This window comes from Shewanella psychropiezotolerans (assembly GCF_007197555.1).
GTDB classification, from domain to species: Bacteria; Pseudomonadota; Gammaproteobacteria; order Enterobacterales; family Shewanellaceae; genus Shewanella; species Shewanella psychropiezotolerans.
The window spans coordinates 2,737,407-2,761,561 of record NZ_CP041614.1 but is presented as its reverse complement, the minus strand read 5'-3'; the positions used below and the strand labels follow the sequence as shown (position 1 = coordinate 2,761,561).

The window sequence follows — 24,155 nt, the reverse complement described above, 5'->3', positions numbered from 1 at the left end:
GGGAGTTCAAAGCGCTGTAGGCAAGGCGGATGCTTGAAGCTAATAGTTATTCTATATCTAAAGTATCTAACGCAGCATAAAGTGCTTTGAACCCCGCACTATGTGAACCTCTCAGACATTCCACTTCTGCGTTGCATTAACTTAAAAGGGAACAACCATTTCCTCATTAATGCGCCTTGAATTGAAAAGCCTGAATGGCTCTGAATTGATCACCTATTTAGTGGAATTGGTATTAAATAGTCTAGTCTGCACCTATCGAGCTCTAATTACTGCAATTTCTCTCATAACTCAGAGTCTAAGCTTCAATTAGAATATGGGCTATACACTCGATGTGCTAACATATCAATAATCACAATTCTGATTTCTATTTTTAAAGTAGCTAATGTTTCTATGAATCCAAACGTCATTCCAGTGTCATCATTAACGCCTCAGCATAACCTTCCTGTACTCTCAACACTAAAAAACGAAAAGAACAGTCTGCTTTTAGGTCAAGAGAGAGTCGTTGACGCTTTCACACTGTTGACTAAAACCCCACACCAGCATATGTATCTTGCAGATTTTGCCGGTATAGATAGGAAAGCATTCATTGATGCGTTAGCTAGCCAGCAAGATAATAAGGCTTCTCAGCTGCTCATTGGTTCAAATGATAGCAACACACCTAGATTTCAGTGGATAGATGAACAAGACTTAGTACAGGATGAAGAGAAAGAATCGCTAGTTTTCACCCATAAAAAGCAAACTTACGCTTACCTATCGGGTAATATTAAACGTACTGATTTAGTCGGTAGATTTTTAAATACCAGCCAACATCCTATAAATGCAGATAATCTCGATAAACTCCAATATCAAGCTGGCGCACTAGCCCAATGCCATACCCTGTTTATCTGTGCTGACTCCCTGTGGAAGCGAGAAGGTTTGTGGGATCTGCTACTCAATATTTTGTCATCTAAGAGTTATAGAATACATTCTCAGCTTCCGCCTGTGCCCCTCAATTGCAAGATTGTACTCGTCGGCAGCAGTACTCAATATAGTACCTGCTGGATAGAAGAGAGTCAGTTTTCAACTCATTTTCCTCTTCTGGGAGAGATGAGCTACGAACTGGATTTGACCCATCACACCGAAGAAGAATATGGCAACTGGTTAATTTCTGTTGCCGCGCTCAATCAAGTATCTCTATCTCAATCAGCCTTAGCACCTTTGTTTCTATACAGTGCACGATTAGCCGATCATCAGCGACGCCTGACCTTGCTATCATCTCAAGTGGGGCAACTCTTATCTCAGGCTCGCGCATATAGTGGAGAGTCTGACATTTCGGCTAACGATATCGCCTACGCCTTGACGCGTTATCAGCTGCGCCATAACGCCTCTGAGACACTATCGGCACAAAATTTCGATGATAAGTTTATAAACTTACCAACAGATGGCGAGAGGATCGGTCAAATTAACGGTCTGACGGTACTCGAAACGGTTGAATACTGCTATGGAGAGCCTGCACGTATTACCGCTTCGGTTCATTATGGCGATGGAGAGGTCGCCGACATAGAAAGAAAATCTGAACTGGGGGGAAATATCCATGCTAAGGGAATGATGATTTTATCTTCTTGCTTATATCGCATCTTTGGTAAAGATGCCCCACTACACTTAAATGCCAACATCGTCTTCGAGCAATCCTATCAAGAGATCGATGGAGACAGCGCCTCGCTTGCTGAATATTGCAGTTTGATATCTGCAATTACAGAGAAACCGATTAATCAAAGTATTGCGGCAACCGGTGCCATAGATCAATTCGGTCAAGTACAAGCCATAGGGGGCGTCAATGAGAAAATTGAAGGCTTCTTTAACTTATGTGAACGTCGCGGACTAACGGGCAATCAAGGGGTTATAATCCCCACAGCCAACACCCAACAACTCAACCTTTCAGCGAAACTCGTCGCAGCGATTGAAGCCGAAAAGTTTAGCCTTTTCCAAATAGAACATATCGATGAAGCCGTCGAGCTACTAATGAAGGTCAATGCCGGTGTTGCCGATGAAAATAATGATTTTCCTGAAGAGTCCCTCTATGGTCTGGTCCAGGGTCGATTAGCAAATTTAGCGGGTTATTCTGATGAAGAAAGTACATTTTTTGAGAAGTTGCTCCGAAAATTGAAGTTTTCTAGCTGATCGGAGTTGTTTAGCGTACACGTGTTCGCTAATCTTGGCTGCTCATATTGTTGGAGTGAAGTAAATCAATGAGTAATGCAAACAGTTTCAGTAAAGAAGAGCTTATCGCCTGTGGTCATGCTGAGTTATTCGGTAAAGACTCGCCACGTCTGCCGATAAACAATATGTTGATGATCGATCGCATCGTTAAGATAAATGCCGATGGTGGTGAATTCGGAAAAGGTGAAATTGTTGCAGAATTGGATATCGACCCAAAATTGTGGTTTTTCGGCTGTCATTTCGAAAATGATCCCGTTATGCCGGGTTGTCTGGGTCTGGATGCTATGTGGCAGTTAGTAGGTTTCTTCCTCGGTTGGGAAGGCGCCGAAGGTAAAGGGCGAGCATTAGGTGTGGGAGAGGTTAAATTTACCGGACAAGTACTTCCCGATGCTAAGAAAGTCACCTATAAGCTGACGATTAAGCGTAAAGTTTACCGCAAACTCACCATGGGTATCGCTGATGCGACCATGGAAGTCGATGGACGCGAGATCTACAGCGCTAAAGATTTGAAAGTCGGCATCTTCACAGATACCAGCAACTTCTAGACTTTATTTCTACGCCTGTGGTTTTAAGCCTAATAAACCAGATATAAAAATGCCCTCTTCGACTACAGTTATCTGTTATCAGGAGGGCAAAATGCTGCGTTACTTATTAAATAAGCCAGTTATTCGGCCATCTACGCCTTCGCGCCACCCCCCTAACCATTGTGACTTAGAATCAAGTGTCGAGTACGGACAATTCTCCTTTGAGCGGCCGCCAACTCCGGCTTGAAATCCTTTCGAAAAAGCTCTGTCTAAACGATCTCTTTTTTGTCTCTTCATGCAAGCATCCTCTGTTTTACATACAAAGAAGCAATAGCTTCACCTGATAGAAATAGATCTTTTTCGACTCAAGATCAATCAAAATTTAACCATTTTTCATGGTTATTTTTTAAGCTATTGAGTTTTTTAGACAAAAAAAATCGAGGCTATTACCTCGACTTTTCTATGAACTTGTTCTACTAGAGTCTGCACTCATTATTACAAGCACTAACCTTAGTTATTTCAAATGAACATTCTTACTATTTCTATAAGTTGCGGCGACGGAACCAAAGTAAGGGTAAGGCAAATAACCAGGCAAAGCTGGCCGCGCCTTTACGTTCATAGTCTTCAGGGTCTTCATTGTTATCGACACAGTTATTAGCGGCTAGCCACTCATCGGTCGCGTCGGCTCCATTTGTTTGTAATACCACAGAGCGAGGCAGGTAAGATGTAAGTGGATCACCATAGCCATTCACTTCGAAGATAGGCAGGCCGTTATCTCCTATGACCAAGTTGCCATCAGAATCGAACTTGTACTGAGGCTTACGCACAAACACGGTGCCGACAATGACCCCCTCTTCATTGATGCTGTTTGCTTCGACAACCACTAGGTCTTCATTATAGGTTAATGTCTTACCTGAGCCATCTGCGACTTCAACTGTTCTGCGTATCCACTTATCATCGACCTTCTTGAAGCCCTTAGACTCACAAGTTAACAGCTGATTAAGGTTCCTAAAGTCGTCAGTCTCTTTATCAAACAAGAAACCCGCCTTAGGACGCGGCTTATCCTTATCGTGGGTGGTTTCGATATAACCGACTACCTGACCTTTGTTATTGATATCTTTTGGCTTACTGCTTAGATCAGAGATTCCAGTACTGCTGCTAAAATCATAGGGGGTAACTATCTCTTCAGTCCCATTAATATCGAAATAGAAGAATTTATCTCTTTCGTAACCTTGCAGAAATTGCTTATAACTGCCCACTAAGATGCCATTATCGTTAATATCATAGGCAATAGATTGATATCTATCATCTATCATGTCTATCCAGTGATAGCCATACTCACCGCTGGCATCATTCTTAGTCCAATAGGCGGCATCATAAGCTAGCTTATCTGTATCGCCTCTACGGTAAACATGAGAGCGTCCTGCTACGATTCCAGCGGTATTGACTCCCAAGCCTTGAGCTGTAAAAATTCTTGTATCACTAGAATCAGGGGTTAAACCTAATGGTAACTCAGTCCCAGTCTGTACACCTGTCCCATCCGCAGTTAACTGCCACACATAACCGCGTACTTGGTAGTTAACATAATTGTTACCGTACTGGTCATAGGGAAACTGCAACGTTTGCACGCAAACATCTAGTGGATAGGTGTCACCAGTGACACAACCATCGATGCGATCTTTAGCATTCTGAGATAACTCAGTGCCTACATAGCCTACGACTAGGCCACTGGCGTTCACTTTAGCCGCTACTGAATATCCCCCAACATTAACTGTAGTATCATCTTTGGTATAAGTGGTTAATGCAGGAATTAACGGAGTTTCGATCCCATCGGCATTTTTAACGAAGCCACGTTCTTCGAACTCTCTGTAGTACCAGAACTCTTGATCGGCCGTACTGCCTGTATAGGGCTCAGTCTGCTCTTCAGAAGTCATTGAGCCCACTTTTACGCCCGTATCATTGATACCATAATAATAGGCATCGACAGAGTTAATAGTCTCTGGAACTTCGGGGTCGGTTTCATCAGGTGGTGTTGTGCCATTGACGCTGTCAAATACAGGTAGCCAAGGCTTAGATGGATCATTGTCTTGAGCAGTAAAGGTGAAGTTGTTAGCCTTAATCGGCGTATTAATGGAAAAGACGACTCTCTCTTCAGGTGCGATACCATCTTCGATATCGATAACACCATCATCATCCTCAGACACGCTCAGGTATTTTTTACCTTTTGCCACACCTAAAGATTCATTATTAGCGTTAATCGCCATGCCGTAGCCACTACGAGTGCCTTGTAATGTGCCGATTAATTCAGCGCCGTCTGTCTGGCTATAAATTTCGTCTAAGTTTTTAATTTCATATATAGGTGCTGCATTGGCACCTTGCAAAACACCAATTACACCTACTGCAACTAATGATAAGGCTTTATCCAGTTTCAACTTCATTAACGCTATTCCCATACTATTTCTAGTTTTAATTTTGTATTACTTGAGCGACTCTAACTCTTCCCATCGCTCGAAGCACACTTCCAACTCCTGCTCTTTGTCGGCTAGTTGGCCGAGTTGGAGATTAATTTTATCTTGATCTTGAGCATAAAAATCTGGCGCACTCACTTTCTCTTGAAAAACTTCAACTTCTGCTTCTAACTGCTCCATCTTAGCTGGTAGCACTTCGAGTTCACGTTGAAGTTTATAAGATAACTTCTTTTCGACTTTAGGTTTTTCTGCAGGTTTAACCTCAACCTTCTGAGGTTGGACACTCTTTGTTGCCTGAGGTTCCTCAGAATAAAATTTAGCGCCTTGAGACACGGCATCCTCATAACCACCGACATACTCACTCCAGCCACCGTTACCGGTGAACCACCAACTGCTGGTCACTGTATTATCGATAAAGGCCCTGTCATGACTCACTAAGAGTAAAGTTCCCTGATAATCGGTTAACAAGGACTCTAACAATTCCAGAGTTTCAATATCAAGGTCGTTGGTTGGCTCATCGAGAATAATTAAGTTAGCCGGCCTTAACAGCAGGCGTGCTAGTAATAAACGGTTTTTCTCACCACCTGAAAGTGCCTTCACTGGCGTTCTGGCTCTCATTGGCGAGAAGAGGAAGTCTTGTAGGTAGCTCAAAATATGACGGTCTTGGCCATTAATAGTGATGGTTTTCTTACCTTCACCTACGTTCTCTTCCACTGTCTTCTCAGGATCGAGCGCTTCTCTGTACTGATCGAAGTAGGCAATTTCGAGCTTAGTTCCTATCTTGATACTACCCGACTGAGCCTCTAGCTGACCAATCAAGAGTTTGACTAAGGTCGATTTACCGCAACCATTGGGACCAATCAGGGCTATTCTGTCTCCGCGCATCACAGCCGAAGTAAAATCCTTCACCAAGTTCTTATCTGGCAGGTTGTAGTTCAGGTTTTCGATATCGAAAACAAGCTTTCCGGATCGATCGGTATCAGCCACGGCCATCTTAGCGCCGCCTTGTCGATTGAGGCGCGCCATACGTTCGACTCGCAACGCCTTTAATGCACGAACACGACCTTCGTTACGTGTGCGTCTGGCCTTCACACCTTGACGGATCCAGGTTTCTTCTTCCGCTAATCGCTTATCAAATAGCGCATTTTGCTCGGCTTCGACGCGTAACCACTCGGCTTTGCCATCGAGATATACCTGATAGCTACCAGGCCAAGAGGTGATGACACCGCGATCGAGATCGACGATGCGGGTCGCCATGCGCTGAATAAAGCCCCTATCGTGGCTGATAAACACGATGGCGCCCTTGTAACTTAACAAAAACTGCTCCAACCATTCGATAGTATCGATATCCAGATGGTTGGTAGGCTCATCGAGTAATAACAGGTCAGGCTCACTGACCAAGGCTCTGGCCAAGGCGACCTTACGTTGCCAGCCACCCGACAATTCTGTCAAGGCACTGTCGGGGTCTAGACCCAATAGTTCACAATTCTGATTAATCCGATTGTCTAACTGCCAACCATTGAGGTGATCGATATCTTCCTGAAGCCGCTCCATCTGCTTAAGCATGCGGTCCATCTGCTCCGGCTCTGCGGTGCCGACATCGTGGGCCAGCTGATGATAACGTTCTAGCTTCTCGCCAACCTCTTGAAGGCCGGCAGAGATATAGGAATAGACAGAGCCTTGTTCGGCTTTGGGTGGATCTTGCTGTAAACGACTCACCTTAACGTTGCTGGCAATATTAAATTCGCCCTCATCGAGCAAAACATCACCGCTCAATACTTTCATCAGGCTGGACTTACCGGCACCATTTCGGCCAACGATACAGACGCGCTCACCAGGTTCAATGGTAAAATCAGCTTTTTGTAATAGTGGGGTGTAACCATAGGCTAGAGAGCCACTATTAATACGAACAAGACTCAATTTATGCTCCTAAAAATTTCTTTAATACATCTTCATCAAATGGCCAATTGAGCTCATTTTGAGAATCTATCTGTTTTAGCACAGGGATACTAATGCCATATTGATCGGCTAACTTTTCATCATCACAGATGTCTGTTTTTATATATGAGATACCAGACATAACAATCAGCTGCTCGGCTAGCTCACACAGATGACAGGCATCTGTGTGGAACAAGATATAGGACTTACTCGGCATGTGTTAGTAGCCAAGTGTTATGGATCTGTGGGTTACGCTTAAAGTCCATAGGTAACGTTTGACTATCGATATTTTGAACCTTAATGCCAACAGCTTCGAGGGCTTCTATCTCCATCTTAAACTTACGCTTATTGTTGGAGAAGATGATTTCACCACCAGGCCTAAGAATCTTAATCAAGTCAGTCAGTAAAGCGACATGATCACGTAACACATCGAAGGAGTCTTCCATGCGCTTCGAGTTTGAGAACGTCGGTGGATCGATGAAGATAAAGTCATAGGTATCATGGGTACGTTTGATCCAAGTCAAACAGTTCGCCTGTACAAACGAATACTTATTGTCATTTAGCCCATTTAAGGCAAAGTTCTCTTTAGCCCAGCTAATATAGGTATTAGACATATCTACGGTCGTAACCGTTTTAGCCCCACCGAGCGCGGCGTGCACAGAAGCCGTCCCCGTATAGGCAAACAGATTGAGGACATCGCGATTGTTAGACTTTTCACCCACAAGTTTGCGGGTGAGACGATGATCGAGGAACAGGCCGGTATCCAGATATTCTTTAAGGTTTAACTTAAATTTGGCGTCATATTCGGTCGTGATTAGCTCAAGCTTAGCCGTCGAGAGCTTCTCATACTGATTAGTGCCTTTTTGACGTTCACGCTTTTTCAAAATGATGTTTTTAGGATCGATACCAATCGCGCTCGGTAAAGCGATCAGCACATCGGTCAGACGACGCTTAGTCACTGACTCGGGAATATCCATTGGCGCGGTATATTCTTGGATAACGACATAATCCAGATATTTATCGATGGCAACTTTATAATCGGGTAAATCGGCATCATAGATACGGTAACTGTCGACCCCCTCTTTTTTAGCCCACTTCTTAAGTTGCTTGTAATTCTTTTTTACCCGATTAGCGAAAGGCACGGCGATATCGCTAACATCCCCTTCTACCTTGATATTCTCAGGGTCGACGCGGCGAGTATTCTCGGCATGAACAGTATAGAGATTGAATGCACAATCCAGTGGACCGTTACTCATCTTCATCTGTTTATCAGCTTTGAGCTTCAAGGCGGATAACAGCTCTTTATCACTGTTTAACATGGCCAATTTCCAGCCACCAAATTCAGACTTAAACTTATCACCCAACTGATAATAGAGCTGAAGCAGCTCAGTAACTGTACCTAAACGCTCACCGTATGGGGGGTTACTGATAAGGTAACCGGATGCTTCCGGCACTTTAACCTCTAAGACATCGCTAACATTAAATTCGATTAAGTCACTCACACCGGCATTTTCTGCATTTTGTTTCGCGATAGAGATGAGATGAGGCTCTATGTCTGACCCATAAAATTTAGTGGTACAGCGGGTAATGCCAATAGAGGCTCTGGCACGAGCCTCATTGAGTAATTCTTGCCAATGTTTGTCGTTATGTCGCAGCCAATGCTCAAACCCAAAGCGCTCACGATGAAGACCCGGCGCAATATCACAGGCCATCATGGCAGCCTCAATCAAGATAGTGCCACTACCACAGAAAGGATCGAGCAGTGAAACCGGCTCTTTCTTCCACCCACTACGAACCAACATATTTGCGGCAAGATTCTCTTTTAAAGGGGCTTCACCCGTGGTCGAGCGATAACCACGCTTATGCAGAGCTGGTCCGGAAAAATTCAACCCTATGGTGATCTCTCCACGACGATAGTGTGCGTCGATTCGAAAGTCAGCATCATGGCGAGAGACATCCGGCCTTGAAAAATCATCGTCACGAAAACGATCGACGATGGCATCTTTTATCTTAAGTGCACCGTACATGGTGTTATTGATGAAACCACCTTGACCATGAAAATCGATGCTAAATGTGCTGCGATTAGAAAACTGCATCTGCCAATCTATACCGTAAGCAGCATTATAGAGCTGCTCAGGTGACTCGCATGGCCCTTTATGTATGACGAAAATGATTCGACTCGCCAAACGTGACCAAAGCGTAATTCGATAACCCAGTTCAAGAGATGCCGTAAAGTAGACACCCGCCACGCTCTCTTTGATTTCAGAGGCACCGAGCTCAGCTAACTCAAGTGATAACGCATATTCATAGCCCCTAGGAGCCGCAGCAAAAAATTTTAACATCGTATAGATAGACACACAGTAAAAATTAATCAGACATTATACCTTGATGAGCACTGAAATGATAAAAAGTTATTGGCTCTCATGGAGATTATTCCAGTTCTTATCATATGTTTTGTACAAAGACCGCACTCTTACACCTATGCAGTTTAAGTAAAGTAATCTGCTCAAAGTAATTTTGACGGACTAATTTAAGGCGAACGAGTGGGGAATGGTTCTCCTTTTTAAAGCCATACCTGTCAGTATAAGAAAGTGTTCAACTCTGAGGTATTTTGGCAGACTAAATCAAAGTGAATGACTTAAACCTAGACTAGTTATGAGGGGAATAGGATGGAAATGGACTGTGAAGTATGGCTGAACAGGCAAACTATGCTGCCACAATCTGCCGATTAACCATAATTGGATGCAGTCTATCGTGCATCACTTTAATACATTCGAATTGACCTAGTGATTTGCTATCACTCAGCTGTAACTCTTTCTCCAGTAGCATCACCAGTGAGGCTTGAACACTCGTCTCAACAACCAAGACCTGCGCTTTTCTCCCCAGACAAGATAACTGAAAAATTTTACCGAGTTCACTAAAGACACACATACTACTGGTAGAGAAAAACCATGATTTAGGCATTTGTGGCTTTAATAAAAAATGGGCAGCCGTGGCATTGAGCGCTAGCTGAACTTGTAAAGCCCCCGTTATGTGTAATGACTTTGAAAGAAGATCTAGAAAATCAATATAAAATTTAGCATGATCCATATTAAACTCTAACTCCATCAAAGCATCAGGAATTAAAACTTTCATTTTATAAGGAGTCAGAAACTCCATCTCTGAACCTAATGAGACGCTTAACACACCATACGCATCATTATATTTCCATTGCCAATCCCTTTTTGGCATTAATAACATAACATCTACCTGTCATATAGAATACAAGCCGATAATAGACGATATTTTGCTCAATATCAAAATATAATTAAAATAAATTGACTAATATAACAGCACCTTACATCGATCATGCGCGATCAAATTGCGATCGCGCGATCTTAAAAAGGATCTGGAAAACGATCTTTTAATTAGCGAACTCGATATGCATTGACGATATCTTTAATTAATTCAGGTCCCTGATAAATAAACCCTGAAAATATTTGCACCATACTGGCTCCCGCATCGAGTTTATCTAGCGCGTCAGCTGCAGAGTTAATTCCACCAACACCTATGATCGGAATCTCACCCTGAAGACAATCAGAAAGCTGCTTTATTACAGATGTAGATAATGAATTCAGTGGTTTACCACTTAGTCCACCAGCCTCATTTGCATTGATAAGTCCGCTAACACCATCACGGCTCAGGGTCGTATTGGTCGCAATAGCCCCATCAAATTTGTTGCGAATGAGCGAAACAGCAATTTTTTCAATTTCATCAGGGGTTAAATCAGGCGCGATTTTTAATGCCAAAGGTACATATTTTCCATGCTTCTGTGCGAGATATTTCTGCTTCTCTTTAAGTGATCTCAATAGATCGTCGAGCAGATCCCCATACTGCATACTTCTCAAACCTGGTGTATTTGGAGAGGAAATATTAACAGTAATATAAGCCGCATATGGGTACACCTTCTCCATACAGATAAGATAATCATCCTTGCCCTGCTCTACCGGAGTATCTTTATTCTTACCGATATTGACACCAACCAGGGCACCAGACTTTGCCTTTTTGAGGTTGGTAATAAGATTATCGACTCCCTTATTATTGAAGCCCATTCTGTTGATAATGGCTTTTGCAGGCTTTAATCTAAATAGACGTGGTTGCTCATTACCTGGCTGGGGCTTAGGTGTTACTGTACCCACTTCGATATGTCCAAAGCCCATAGCATAAAAACCGTCTATACATTCACCATCTTTGTCCATACCGGCGGCTAAGCCAACAGGATTAGGGAAGGTTATCCCCATAAACTCAACAGGTGCTTGTTCAAACGTCTGAGCGTAGAAACAATCTAACGGGCTATTCGCCGTGGATTTAAGGCTGCTGAGTGCGATATGGTGCGCTCTCTCAGGATCCATTTGGAACATGACTTTTTGAGCGATTTTGTAAAACATGCTTTCTCCTAGACCGAAAAAAGCCCCGGCAAATGCCAGGGCTGATTAATATTATTATTTACTTTTAACCTTCACAATGAAGAATCAAAAGATTTAACTCACGTAAGGCGACAGAGAACTTGGCAAACTCATGGCTTTGCGAAGTTTTAAAGTCTGCGAGCATATGGAACCATCTCTCCAATAAACCCTGATTGGAGTCTATCCACTGATCGATGATGGTATCAGCATCACAAGTTGAGGTACATGATCTTAGCACCACTGAACTCAGTGAGCGCTGTTGCCAATCTAACTCTTCTCTAAATGCCGCTCTGGCAAGTGCTTGCCAGTGGTTGGCGACCGGTTGCTCGCTGATCTGATCGAGGAACCAATGCAAGTCAACACGTGCGCCTAACTTGAAATAGGTCTGTGCGACCAGTGCAATAGGCTTACTTTCTAACTCAGCAATTTGAGCAATATCCAGTGCCGAAAATAGCGTACTCATGTTAACCACATTCGTCGCTATAGGTTCATTGACCCCCTCTTTCACCAGTGCCGCAATTTCAGCTTGTATGCCTTTAACTTCAGCTTCAACCATGTAGCCATGAACATTCGCTTTTAAATCCGCGAACACAGGACTGAAAAACGCGACTGACTGCTCAATGCTGTGACTGCGATTACGATGGCGCAGGAACCAGCGACAGGCTCGACGAATATTACGACGTAATTGATGCAACATCTCGCCCTGAACTACCGCGGGGATAATACCATTGAGTGAGGTGATCTCTTTCGTTAAATCAGCTAAACCAAATACTTCACGAGCCATAGTATAACAAATCGCGGCTTCCGCGACTGAGGCACCAGTCTCATCTTGCATACGTTGAACAAAGTTAAGGCCCAAATCATTAACCAACTCATTAGCCAATGAGGTGGCTATGATCTCGCCGCGCAGAGGATGTGCAGCCATGCGATCACTGTATCTCTCTTGTAATTGCTGTGGAAAATAAGCAATCAGTAATTGACTCAAGAAAGGATCATCGGTAATTTCTGGTGTCAATAACTGCTCTTTAAGCACCATTTTTGCGTACGCAACCAGCACAGATAACTCTGGACGAGTCAACGGCTTACCGTTCGCTAAGCGTTCTGCCAGATCATCTTCCGAAGGCAGGAACTCAAGTCCTCTATCTAGCTTGCCATTTTTCTCCAGATAATGAATGAAGCGGATCTGCTCTTTTAACTGCTCAGCCCCACGAACCTGAGTCACTGAGATTGTCCGGGTTTGATCGTTACAATCCTGAAGGACTATACGGCCTACTTCATCTGTCATTTCAACCAAGAGACGGTTACGTTGCTTAAGCGTCATCTCACCGTCGGCAACCAAAGCATTAAGCAAGATCTTAATATTCACTTCATTATCGGAACAATCGACACCACCGACATTATCAACGAAATCGGTATTCATCCGGCCACCATGGGTAGCATACTCAATACGCCCTAACTGAGTACAACCTAAGTTACCACCTTCACCTATTATTCTTGCGTTAACCTCATCACCATTGACACGCAGAGCGTCATTCGCTCTATCACCCACTTCCGCATGAGTTTCAGTCGATGCCTTCACATACGTACCGATACCACCATTCCAGATAAGATCGACATTCATCTTCAACAGCTCTTTAAGTAGCTCCGTCGGTGTCATCGTCGTCTTCTTGGTGCCTAACATCTCCTTCATCTCTGCAGACAGAGGGATCTTCTTAGCCGAGCGTAAGAATATTCCGCCCCCTTTAGAGATCAATTCCTTATTGTAATCATCCCAACTAGAACGAGGCAGGTCGAATAAACGAGCACGCTCCTTATAACTGGATGCTGTATCAGGATTTGGATCGATGAAGATATGCAGATGGTTGAAAGCCGCAACGAGGCGGATATGCTCCGAGAGCAACATGCCGTTGCCAAATACATCTCCCGCCATATCACCAATGGCTAAACAGGTGAAATCCGTTGTCTGACAATCGATACCGATTTCGCGGAAATGACGTTTAACCGACTCCCAGGCACCACGAGCCGTGATCCCCATCTTCTTATGATCGTAGCCATTGCTACCACCCGAGGCAAATGCGTCACCTAGCCAAAAATTATACTCCTCAGAGATACTGTTGGCGATATCAGAGAAAGTCGCCGTACCTTTATCAGCAGCAACAACCAAATAAGGATCGTCATCATCATGGCGTACAACATTCTTTGGTGGAATAACTTCACCTTCTATGATGTTATCTGAGATGTCGAGCAAACCGCGAATGAATATCCGGTAACATGCTTGACCTTCCGAGAAGAAGGCTTCACGGCCGCCGTCTGTTGGAAGCTGTTTACAGACGAATCCACCTTTAGCTCCAACGGGAACGATCACGGTATTCTTAACTTGCTGGGCTTTAACTAAGCCCAACACTTCAGTTCTGAAATCTTCACGTCTGTCAGACCAACGTAAGCCACCACGGGCCACTTTTCCGCCCCTAAGATGTACACCTTCTACTCTTGGTGAGTAGACAAATATCTCAAATTTGGGCAGCGGACGAGGCATCTCGGGAATCTCTTCCGGCGCAAACTTAAATGACACATAAGGCTTAACAGCACCGTCATCGGCAGTTTGATAGAAGTTAGTTCTTAATGTGGCATTGATAAGGTCTAAATAACGACGAATAATTCTGTCATCATCTAAGCTAGATACTTCGTCTAATCGTAAGTCTATCTGTTCAACAAACTTGCCCAAAGTGCGGGTCTTAAGTTTGGGGTTAAACTTACGAATGAACATTTTAACCAAGAGATCGGCGAGCTGAGGATAGCGGGTAAATGTCTCTTCGATATAGGCTTGGCTGAAAGTCGCATCGATTTGACGCATGTATTTCGCATAAGCACGCAGTATAGAAACTTCGCGACCGGTAAGACCCGTTGCCAAGACTAAACGGTTAAAACCATCATCTTCAAGCTGCTTTTTCCATACCTGAGAAAGCGCATCCTGGAATCTGTCTTGACTCTCTGCAACATTTTCAGTGGTGGAGCCCTGAACAGTCATGAGGAAGTCTAAGATCCAATAAGTATCACCATTGGCGGTTTTTATCTCATAGGGACGCTCATTGATCACTCTAAGACCGAAATTCTCCAGCATAGGCAAGACATCTGAAAGATGGATTGGCTCATCCTTATGGAACAACTTCAGGCGCACTTTACTGTTACTTAATGCTGTTTCTTGGGGTAGATAAAAAAGCATTCCCAGTTTATGGGCATCATCCAAGGCTTCGAGCTGCAATATATCCACAAGCGCCGAGCTGGGTAATACATCTTCTTGATAGCTACGTGGGAATGCGGTGAGATAACGCTTCATTAGCCTGGTGCCAGACTCTTCGCCACGGGCACTGCTAAGGGAATCATTAAGCTTATCTTCCCAAGAACGAGCAGCTTCGGTTAAATTATTTTCAATGGCAGCCACGTCTACATCCATACTGTTATTGTCGACTTTCACTATATAGTGAGTACGCGCAAGTGTTGATTCAGAAAAATAGGTCGTAAACTCAACCTCGGCATCGCTCTTAAAATGCTGAGCCAAAATACGTTGAGTATCTTCACGTAACTTAGTGTTGTATCTGTCTTTAGCCACATAGACCAGACAAGAAAAGAAGCGTCCGAAGCCATCTTTACGCACAAACAGCTTTAACTTATCCCTATCTTGCATCTCAAGTACGCCGTGAGCGACATAAGCCAGCTCTTCCACATTGCCCTGTATGAGTTCATCTCTGGGCAAGGTCTCGAGTATGTGCATCAAGGCTTTATAATCATGGGAGCGAGGTGTTAAACCTGAGCGGTCCAGCACGCGCTGCACTTTTTCGGCCAATAATGGGATTTCTCGTGGGCTACGGTTATACAAATTCGAGGCATAAAGGCCTAAGAATCTGTCTTCCCCAATCACATTACCTTTCTTATCGAAACGCTTTACGCCAACATAATCCACATAAGCGGGACGATGGACCCGGCTTTTTTCGCTGCTCTTAGTCAGCAGTAGCAAGCTATGATCTAGGGCTTCTTTGCGTGCGCTTTCCGAAAAGTTAGATAATAACAATCCAGTATCTGGTTGAGGTTTACCAGGTATGTTCATTAAGCCTAGGCTTGATGACGTATCAGGAATCAACTCTAGATCGCCTTCAACTTTATGTAAGTCATAGCGGCGATACCCTAACAGGGTGAAGTGATGATTATTCAGATAGTTAAGAAAGTCAGTGGCCTCTTTAAGCTCTTGCTTTTCACCTGGGTATGGGCGTATAGCGAGATCTTTAATCGTTTCATCAAGCTTAACGGACATGGCTTGCCAGTCATTGACCGAAGCAGCGACATCACCAAGTACAGATGAAATCTCTTTTTCTATCTGTTTAATATCATCTTTACTACTGAGTCTGTCTATCTCAATAAGGAATACGGCAACCTTTTCCAGTTTCCCTTTGACGTCATCGCCATAGATAACTTGAGTGATGGCACCTTTGGTTCGCTTAATCGACAAGGGAGTATGCAACATCATATGGGTAGTGATCCCGGTACGATTGAGCGCCATACCCACAGAGTCAACTAAGAAAGGCATATCTGGTTGAATGATTTCGATGATTGAATGCGTTGATTGCCAACCATGCTTCGACTGACTGGGATTAAAAACCCGAATATGTGACTCGCCTTTTACGGTCATATTCGCGGCATTCCACAGACTTAATACGGCACCATAAAGATCGCTGTCGTTACGGGACTTAAGATCGTCTTTCGACATGTGGGCATACAGACAGGTGGCAAACTGCTCGACCTGTTTTGCTTGTGTTGTAGGAACTTTTGAATGAATAAGATTGACTACGTTTTCGAGCAGTACTGAAGGCATTGCATCTTTCAAGGCCATGTTGCTGTTTCCTTTAAGGGTCTATGGCAGCGCTTTTATAATTTTTGGGATGCTTATTACAAATGACCAGTCAAAATAGTGTGACCTAGGTCATGGGCGAAGTTTATTACTAAAGCTGCCACATTTCGAGAGTTATTTTAGTGGTAGATCCACCTTAAAACCAGTAACAGCAGTATTTAGCCCCCTAGATGAAAAATCAATCGGCATAACAGCGTAACTATTCATTTTCAGCGCAATAAAAAGGGAGCCTAAGCTCCCTGTTAACTTATACCTCTCTGGGTTTTCGCCACAGAACCGCGCCTATTGCCGGTAAAATAATTATGGCCCCCAACATATTTACTAAAAACATAAATGTTAGCAGTATTCCCATATCCATTTGAAACTTAAGCGCCGAAAAGAACCAGGTACTGACACCGATAGCCAAGGTGAGTCCGGTAAAAATAACCGCACTGCCTCGCTCAACCAGAGCTTCGTAATACGCCTGTTGCACCGGCATTCCCTCTCTTAGCCTGCCTGCCATAGTGGAAAGGATATAGATACCATAGTCAACACCAATCCCGACACCTAGGGCTATCACAGGTAAGGTGCTCACAGCCAAACCGATATCGAGTTGTGTCATCAAGGCCTGGGCCAAGGTAGACACCACATACAAAGGCAAGATGACAGATATCGTCGCTTTAAGAGATTTAAAGCTTATCAGACAGAGGAAGAATACAGCTCCATAGACATATAACATCATAGGTAATTGAGCCGCAGCCACAGCTTCATTCGTCGCGGCCATCACGCCAACAGGACCCGACGCGAGTCGATACTGCAACTTGTCATTATTCATCGTCGCAGATAATGCTTTCACTTTATCGATGACAACTTCTATCGTCTCAGCCTTGTGATCTTTCAAGAAAAGATAAATAGGCATGACAGAACAATCACTATTAAGTAGCCCGGAGCTCGTCGGTACACGCCCAACCGCTTGTACCAGACTCGCTGTGGTTCGAGGCAAAATCTGCCATTTGGGATTGCCTTCATTGAAGCCGGCATTCACTCGCTTGGCAACCGACGCCAAACTGGCTGTGGTCTCCACCCCAGGAGTGTTACTCATTAACCATTCAAATTCATCTATTTGTGTTAACACTGAGTGGTAAGTGCAAGCTTCCGGGAAGGCTTCGACGATAATCGTCATCACATCAGTGGTGATTGAAAACTTATCTGTGATGTAAAAAGTATCCTGATTGTAGCGAGAGTCAAAATGCAGTGCGGGGGCCCCGCCCTGTAAGTCACCCACTTTCATTAAATTAGCTTGCTGCAAACCTAAGGCATATAATGCCGTTGTCGTCACTAACACCCAGATAGCATATTTTGTTGTCGCAAATCGAGACAAAAACTCCCAGATTCGATTGGTACGCTCAATTGAGGCATCACTCGATTTCACTGCCAATACTTGGGTATAGGAGATGATGAGTGGCAATAAGATCAGATTCGTTAATATGATAACGGCAACACCCAGAGAGGCAGAGATAGCCAGCTCTCTGATGATGCCAATATCTATAGATAACAGGGTTAAGAACCCAACGGTATCGGACAGAAGCGCGATGCCACCAGGGATCAATAAACTTCTAAAAGCAAGTGCAGCAGCGGCCTTACTCGTTTCCCCTTCGAGCACTCGCCGGCGCACGGCATTGATCATCTGCACACTGTGACTCACCCCGATGGCAAACACCAGGAATGGGATCAGAATCGACATAGGGTCTAGCCCAAAGCCCACTACAGTCAATAAGCCCAACTGCCAGATCACTGCGATTAAACTACAGGTTAAGGGCAACAAGGTAAGAATAAATGACTTAGAGAAGAGGTAAACCATGATCGCTGTGACGACAATCGCGATAAGGAAGAAGAGCATGACGCCCTTGGCCCCATCGGCCACATCCCCCGCCATCTTGGCAAAGCCTATGATATGGATTTTTATATGTTCGTTTTCATATTTTGTCCGCAATTCTTTTTCAAGCTGCGCCGCGAACGCTAAGGTATCGAGTGGCTTGCCAGTTTGGGGATCGAAGTCCATTAACTGAGCTTTGACCATAGCGGCCGAATAATCTTCAGCAATGAGTCGACCGACGATGCCCGCTTTTTCTATATTGTCTCTAACAACCGCCAGGCCTGCCTCAGTGGTAGAAAAGTCTGCTGGAATAACCGGGCCGCCGGCAAAACCATCTTCTACCACTTCGGTAAAACGTGTGGAAGGGGAAAACAGGGATTTAACTTGCGCCCTGTCGACACCCGGTATGAAGAAGAGCTGATCATGGACATTCTTTAACGCATCGAAGAAGTTTTCATTGAAAATATCACCGCTCGTGTCTTCGACGGCAACCATGATGCTGTTGGCACCGCCGAAATCATTTTGGTGCTTCAAGTAGGTTTGCATGTAACTGTGATTGAGCGGGATATTCTTGATGAAAGCCGCATCCATTTTCAAATTACTGGCCTGAAACGCCAAGAAAATGGTAGTTAACATAAATAGCAAGATGACGAAGGCCCGTCGCCTGAATAAAAAGGATTCTAATCCATTAACTAATTTTTCTAACATCTTAAGATCCTATTATTGTTGTTTGAAGAGGCCTTTGGTACCTGCAATCCAGGTATGACCTTGGGGATCTTGAACTATGGACACTAAATTCTCACCTTGGCGCTGCTCGATCAGCTGGCTTTTACCCGCTAACGTTACATCGATAATTACACCAGCATTACCGACGAGACGAAGGTTGCCGTCCTTTTTTACCATGACGCCATTGATGGTAGAGGTCACAGGTAATGAGATTTCACGCCAGTTTGTCAGACTTGCGTCAGTTTTAAACACATGTCCCCGCAACCCCATAACAAATAATGAATTTTTAACATAGACAGCATTGAACATGGAGCCTTCATAGATAAAATCTAGCTTCTGCCATTGCCGCCCTTGATCATTGGAAGCTGCCACTAGACCTAGCTCTCCCACCATCACCAACTGGCCATTTATCGTTGAAATAACCCGGTTAAAGTGTGGTAGCAAGGTGCTTCGCTCACTCAAATAGAGCGCTTCGTCCTCGGCCTTTAATTCGGCCAAGTAGTCGACATCTTCTTCGAATAATAATTCTTGATGATACTCACTTGTCCAGTGTGCACCGGCGTCATTAGTACGATAAAACAGCCCATAAGCACCGACCGCAATGCCATTTAGCTCATCGAAGAAATGAATATCTAATAGGGGTTTTTCAATTTCCTTAGACTCCATCTGTAACTGCCAGGTTTTCCCTCCATCTTGGGTGTGTATTATGGTCGCATCATGGCCAACGGCCCAGCCAAGTTGAGGGGTGATTAAAAATGCCTTGGTGAGATGTGCGCTGGTTGGGCTTGGCACTTGCAGCCACTGGGGCGTTGCCTGTTCATCGAAGATAAAAACATGGCCCCGTTCGCCCACAGCCAGAACTGTGTCTCCATTAGTCGCAATATCGAGAATAATAGAATCAATGGCTAAAGCTTGTATTTGACCTTTGACATCATAGGCCTCATTAGCCAGCGCCCCAGCTTGTGACAAAACGACTAAAAACAGACAGATAGATACTGATCGAAGCATGCTAAACAACATACAGACTTCCTTAAAGAATAGAGGGGCGGTAAACCGCCCCTTGGAACTGAGGGTTAACGAATACCTGCACGTCTCAATGCTGCCGGAGTGAAGTTAGCTTCACTGAGCTTGGCATCGAAATCATACATACGGCCTTCATTATCTAGACCCATGGCGATATAACGACGGGACTGAAGATCGTGGAAGACCTCTAACGTACTCCAATGTGTTGGTACTTCGTAGTAGTTAATTGCATGTGCAACCGCGACACGATATAGCTCATCACGGTTATCGTACATATCGGCAAGCGATACCTGCCATGAATCTTCATCTATATAGAAGACGCGCGTCTTGTAGATATGTCGCATGCCCTCTTTAAGTTGAGCCTTAACCACCCAAACACGATGCTTTTCCCAACGAACAAACTCAGGGTTGATATGACCCGGATTAATTATCTGATCGTACTCCAGTTGATCTGAATGAAGTTTGTAATCGTTATAAGGAATAAAAATTTCCTTTTTGCCCATAAGCTCCCAGTTATATCTAACAGGCGAGCCATTGAACATATCAAAATCATCCGTTGTTCTCAGGCCATCAGAGACCGAACCCGGCGTATCGAATGCCACATTAGGTGCTTTACGCACTCGACGCTGTCCCGTGTTATAGGTCCAGGCTTGCCTTGGCAAAGCTTCTTGATCCATGGTCTCTTTAACGAGCAGAGCCGTACCCGCAAGACGAGCAGGCTGAGTCACAACTTGTTTGAAATAAAACAGAGTATTTGAAGCAGCAAGCTTATCCAGCGTCATTTCAGGACGTGAATACTGAAAACGTATCTCTTCGGTAGTTTCAACCAACGTATAGCTGCCGCCAGCCGTAGGCGCGGCTTGACTACGGGAAGTTTTTACATCGACACCACGAAAACGCAGTACATGATTCCAGATAACCTCTAATCCATTCTCAGGGATCGGGAAAGGTACACCGATAGATGCCCCTTTCACGCCATTACCCTGGGAAACCAACTCGGCACGCGTCGCGTTCGCTTTAGTTGCATCATAGACAAACTGAGGCACAGAAGCTGTACGTCTTGTTTGGTAGACATTCATCTTGTAAGTGTCAGGATACAGTTCAAAGAGTTTGATCTGACCATCGGTAAGATGGGCTTTATACTTATCCTTGTTAGCATTGGTGATAGTAAACTCTATCTTATCACCAGCAAACGGATCGGGATGATGCATCCCCTTCTTATAGCCAGCTGGAGGCGTTGTTATCCCACCATCCCAGGCTGGAATTGACCCATCGGCATTCGCCGACTTAACGCCGCCCAGAGGCGTCAATTCAGTGCCTAATTTAGCCGCTTCTGCCTCTGTAACTTTTGCCCATGCACTCGGTGCACTCAAAGCAACTATCACAGCCGCCGACAATATCGCAAGTTTCTTCATTATTATTGTCCTTGTGATTTAGATTGAATATTTGATGTTAAATGACACGTAATCACGGTCTGACATCTGATTTGTTGTGCCTACGCCACCGAAGAAGCTGTTATAGGAAAAATCTGCTCCCCAACGGCTCTGGTAATCGAAGTTAACGCCTACAGACACTGACTTCTTGCCTTCGGTGAACAGGAACATAGGATCGGGAGTGATACCCTCAACATCATGTGAGAAAATTATCCGCGGCGACATATTTACCCCGGCAAACAAGTTGTTGTAATCCGCTTTGGCAACCAGACGATAACCCCATGCAAAGTCCGTCGGGAATGGGTTAGTCTCAGGGCCATTGTGAACGGCTTCGATAATTCCCGGCATATCAGGATTACCACCTGAACGGGCTGTACCCGGACCATTGAGTCTTAGCTCATCAAATCCTGGCATGTCGTGGATCCAGACACCACCTATCTCGGCCAACATCACCAGATTACTGGTACCGAATGTCGGACCAAATAGATGAGTAAAGGTCGCCTGAGCCTGTGTAGTATCTAAGCGAATGTAACCTTCGGCATATTGGCCCGGGGCAACATTGTCCATTTGAGATATCCCATCAAGATCTGGCCTGAGACCTGCATTAGCCAGCTGTTGCGGCATGGCGGCGAACAGGAGTTCCACATCGTCAATCTGCAGAGGCTCATCTTGACGATGGGCAATCTCACCCGCCACCGACGTATCACCGATAAGCGTGTTGAAGCTAAATCCATAGAGCTGAATGTCTTCCGGATACTCAATTTGCGCCTTAGAGAAACTCTCCAAACCTAATAGTGTAGCCCTATCTACAGCTCCCACAGCACCACGAAGTGTTTCACCATCCCTGAGTAAAGCTTCGTTTGTGTAGTTTGCTGTCGTCCCGCTAATTAACGGACGACGACTGTGATAGTTCATGTAATACAGGCCAAACTCGGTCTCTCCCAGCTGGGGTGCATAGTAGCCAAGCTTTAAACCGTACTGTCCCGAATCACTGGCACTGGCTTGATCTTGGACTAACGTGGCTTTTGTAGAATACGCTAGGGCTGCATCGCGAAACTTGTTGATATCTAACTCACCGTTTGTATCGAACATTCCAGCAGCAACTAGCTGTGCTAAATTATTATATTCACCCTCAAGAAACTCAAGGTTCATGTCAGGATTAGACTGAAAACCTAGCTGGGCATTCTGGCCGTAACCACCGTAACCGGCGAAATCATTAGTCGAGAAATATGAACCTGGTGTTGGCACCCAAACTGGCTCCCAATCGTACTGATAGAAAGCTTCCACCGAAAGTTCATTTGTGACGCCAAAAGATGCCCAAACCATACCTTGAGGTCTGTACGCTTCCTTGAGCTCGGCGCCTGGCGCATTGAGAATGTTCAAATCCACCGCATTGATCACGCCGATACCATGGGGGATGAGTGTGCTTTCCCCCCAGGAAACCACCTGTTGACCGACTCGAACAGACAGGGGATTGGCACCATCGTTAAAATCGAAATCACCATAGACGAAAGCATCTAACAGGCGAATGTCTTTACATTGCACCTCTGAAGATTTGGAATCGGCGCAGGGGTCGTACTCATTTCCCGTCAACGGGTCGCTAAAACCATAGCTGCCGTTATTGGCTTTTTGATCGTAGAAATACATACCACGAGCAAACACACCGAAATTTTTATACTTAAGCGATAGCTCATGCAAGCCCTTAAACACGACTGCTGTAGTATCGCCCTGAGAATAGAGTAGATTGCTCAAGTCACCGTTACTGGAATAAGAGCCGGGCTGTGCCCAGATCTGATCCGACGTGTACTTGGTATCACCAAATGCAGAATAGTTAGACCAATCAAATTGTGGGTGATTGACCTTACCTATGTGGCTGTCCCAATCACGCCCCTCTACACGCCAGCTTGCACCCGCTGACCATGTAGAATCGAACGTACCTTCAACTTCTCCCCAATTAAAAGATACAGCATTGACACTGGATGAGATCCCCATGCTCAGTGCCGCTACGATCCCTAAAGCAAGTGTCGACTTCGTAAAGCCGTTGTTAACCTTTTTCATTTTAGCGCTTCTCCGTAACCTGCTGAATTCTTGTTATTAGGAATGGCAACCAACATCTTGTTAGCGTGCAGGTAACACCATTGTTACAGCAATTACATGTGATGAGCAAGGCGGAATTTAAGAAAATCTTCTAAAGAATTAAAGACGTTAGCTGGTTTTAAAGCATTATTTCAAACACTTGATTTAAAATTGAAACTAGATGGAAATTATAATGCAGATAAGGCAAGTTAATTAACTGTAAATACAGTTAATTAACTACAGATAGAGAGAGTGAGAAGCAAGGAAGTAATAAATCGTTCGTTTGAAGTAATTACTCTATAATAGTTTAGAGTTTACAAAGTGACACAAGCTCACCTTGAGCGTTTATCTCCATCTTAAACTGACCCACAATACCTGAGCGTGTTAAGAAACGGCGAAAATGTCTACCATGGATCCACAAGGTTCTACCATTACGGTCATGGACTTCGACCTTATTCACCTCACCCCGGTAGAATTGCTGGAAATCGTGATAAGTGACATTGAGTGAAAAATAAAAAATCATAGGGGCAACTACAAGAAATGAGATATAAGCCCCTAGAAACCT

15 protein-coding genes are annotated in these 24,155 nt (G+C 44.4%); 2 read left to right on the top strand and 13 right to left on the bottom strand.

Features of this window, described 5'->3' with window-relative positions; translation table 11 throughout:
- Positions 1–390 precede the first annotated feature (390 nt).
- Both FM037_RS12240 and fabA read left to right on the top strand, forming a co-directional pair.
- Positions 391–2,160 carry a S16 family serine protease gene (locus FM037_RS12240; protein ID WP_144046237.1) on the top strand — a complete coding sequence of 590 codons (1,770 nt, stop codon included), beginning with the start codon at positions 391–393 and terminating at the stop codon, positions 2,158–2,160.
- Positions 2,161–2,228: 68 nt separating this feature from the next.
- Positions 2,229–2,744, top strand: coding sequence for a bifunctional 3-hydroxydecanoyl-ACP dehydratase/trans-2-decenoyl-ACP isomerase (gene fabA / locus FM037_RS12235; protein WP_144046236.1), 516 nt, complete (start codon positions 2,229–2,231; stop codon positions 2,742–2,744).
- 99 nt (positions 2,745–2,843) lie between these two features.
- Here the strand turns inward: fabA and rmf are convergent, their stop codons facing one another.
- The 13 genes from rmf to FM037_RS12170 all read right to left on the bottom strand — a co-directional run bounded on the left by rmf (position 2,844) and on the right by FM037_RS12170 (position 24,113).
- Positions 2,844–3,020, bottom strand: a complete 177-nt coding sequence (gene rmf / locus FM037_RS12230) for a ribosome modulation factor (RefSeq protein ID WP_077751127.1) — start codon at positions 3,018–3,020, stop codon at positions 2,844–2,846.
- 245 nt (positions 3,021–3,265) lie between these two features.
- Entirely contained in the window at positions 3,266–5,161 is a 1,896-nt protein-coding gene (locus FM037_RS12225; protein ID WP_144046235.1) for a DUF3466 family protein, read from the bottom strand.
- 39 nt (positions 5,162–5,200) lie between these two features.
- The gene (locus FM037_RS12220; RefSeq protein ID WP_144046234.1) at positions 5,201–7,111 is read right to left on the bottom strand and encodes an ABC transporter ATP-binding protein; all 1,911 of its coding nucleotides are present in this window, start codon (positions 7,109–7,111) and stop codon (positions 5,201–5,203) included.
- A 1-nt stretch (position 7,112) separates the two neighbouring features.
- Entirely contained in the window at positions 7,113–7,346 is a 234-nt protein-coding gene (locus FM037_RS12215; protein WP_144046233.1) for a glutaredoxin family protein, read from the bottom strand.
- On the bottom strand, positions 7,336–9,471 hold the full coding sequence (rlmKL, locus tag FM037_RS12210) for a bifunctional 23S rRNA (guanine(2069)-N(7))-methyltransferase RlmK/23S rRNA (guanine(2445)-N(2))-methyltransferase RlmL (RefSeq protein WP_144046232.1): 2,136 nt from the start codon (positions 9,469–9,471) through the stop codon (positions 7,336–7,338). The genes FM037_RS12215 and rlmKL overlap by 11 nt, the downstream gene beginning before the upstream one ends.
- A gap of 364 nt (positions 9,472–9,835) precedes the next feature.
- Positions 9,836–10,369, bottom strand: coding sequence for a cell division protein ZapC (locus FM037_RS12205; protein WP_144046231.1), 534 nt, complete (start codon positions 10,367–10,369; stop codon positions 9,836–9,838).
- 167 nt (positions 10,370–10,536) lie between these two features.
- A complete protein-coding gene (gene pyrD, locus FM037_RS12200; protein WP_144046230.1) occupies positions 10,537–11,556 on the bottom strand; it encodes a quinone-dependent dihydroorotate dehydrogenase in 1,020 nt (339 codons plus the stop codon).
- Positions 11,557–11,620: 64 nt separating this feature from the next.
- On the bottom strand, positions 11,621–16,459 hold the full coding sequence (locus FM037_RS12195) for an NAD-glutamate dehydrogenase (protein WP_144046229.1): 4,839 nt from the start codon (positions 16,457–16,459) through the stop codon (positions 11,621–11,623).
- A gap of 265 nt (positions 16,460–16,724) precedes the next feature.
- Positions 16,725–19,040: an efflux RND transporter permease subunit gene (locus tag FM037_RS12190; RefSeq protein WP_144046228.1), complete on the bottom strand. Its 2,316-nt coding sequence runs from the start codon at positions 19,038–19,040 to the stop codon at positions 16,725–16,727.
- Between the two features lie 12 nt (positions 19,041–19,052).
- On the bottom strand, positions 19,053–20,078 hold the full coding sequence (locus FM037_RS12185; protein WP_144046227.1) for a WD40/YVTN/BNR-like repeat-containing protein: 1,026 nt from the start codon (positions 20,076–20,078) through the stop codon (positions 19,053–19,055).
- A 53-nt stretch (positions 20,079–20,131) separates the two neighbouring features.
- A complete protein-coding gene (locus FM037_RS12180; RefSeq protein ID WP_144046226.1) occupies positions 20,132–21,496 on the bottom strand; it encodes a DUF1329 domain-containing protein in 1,365 nt (454 codons plus the stop codon).
- 18 nt (positions 21,497–21,514) lie between these two features.
- Positions 21,515–23,572, bottom strand: coding sequence for a DUF1302 domain-containing protein (locus tag FM037_RS12175; RefSeq protein ID WP_144046225.1), 2,058 nt, complete (start codon positions 23,570–23,572; stop codon positions 21,515–21,517).
- Between the two features lie 325 nt (positions 23,573–23,897).
- Positions 23,898–24,113: a DUF2835 domain-containing protein gene (locus tag FM037_RS12170; RefSeq protein WP_077751107.1), complete on the bottom strand. Its 216-nt coding sequence runs from the start codon at positions 24,111–24,113 to the stop codon at positions 23,898–23,900.
- Between the last annotated feature and the right edge of the window lie 42 nt (positions 24,114–24,155).

Bases quoted from the DNA above. Each gene is read 5' to 3' on its own strand.
- FM037_RS12185 (WP_144046227.1), bottom strand. From the start codon at position 20,078: ATGTTGTTTAGCATGCTTCGATCAGTATCTATCTGTCTGTTTTTAGTC.
- FM037_RS12190 (WP_144046228.1), bottom strand. From the start codon at position 19,040: ATGTTAGAAAAATTAGTTAATGGATTAGAATCCTTTTTATTCAGGCGA.
- rlmKL (WP_144046232.1), bottom strand. From the start codon at position 9,471: ATGTTAAAATTTTTTGCTGCGGCTCCTAGGGGCTATGAATATGCGTTA.
- pyrD (WP_144046230.1), bottom strand. From the start codon at position 11,556: ATGTTTTACAAAATCGCTCAAAAAGTCATGTTCCAAATGGATCCTGAG.
- FM037_RS12205 (WP_144046231.1), bottom strand. From the start codon at position 10,369: ATGTTATTAATGCCAAAAAGGGATTGGCAATGGAAATATAATGATGCG.
- FM037_RS12215 (WP_144046233.1), bottom strand. From the start codon at position 7,346: ATGCCGAGTAAGTCCTATATCTTGTTCCACACAGATGCCTGTCATCTG.
- FM037_RS12195 (WP_144046229.1), bottom strand. From the start codon at position 16,459: ATGGCCTTGAAAGATGCAATGCCTTCAGTACTGCTCGAAAACGTAGTC.
- FM037_RS12240 (WP_144046237.1), top strand. From the start codon at position 391: ATGAATCCAAACGTCATTCCAGTGTCATCATTAACGCCTCAGCATAAC.
- fabA (WP_144046236.1), top strand. From the start codon at position 2,229: ATGAGTAATGCAAACAGTTTCAGTAAAGAAGAGCTTATCGCCTGTGGT.
- FM037_RS12170 (WP_077751107.1), bottom strand. From the start codon at position 24,113: ATGATTTTTTATTTTTCACTCAATGTCACTTATCACGATTTCCAGCAA.
- FM037_RS12175 (WP_144046225.1), bottom strand. From the start codon at position 23,572: ATGAAAAAGGTTAACAACGGCTTTACGAAGTCGACACTTGCTTTAGGG.
- rmf (WP_077751127.1), bottom strand. From the start codon at position 3,020: ATGAAGAGACAAAAAAGAGATCGTTTAGACAGAGCTTTTTCGAAAGGA.
- FM037_RS12225 (WP_144046235.1), bottom strand. From the start codon at position 5,161: ATGAAGTTGAAACTGGATAAAGCCTTATCATTAGTTGCAGTAGGTGTA.
- FM037_RS12180 (WP_144046226.1), bottom strand. From the start codon at position 21,496: ATGAAGAAACTTGCGATATTGTCGGCGGCTGTGATAGTTGCTTTGAGT.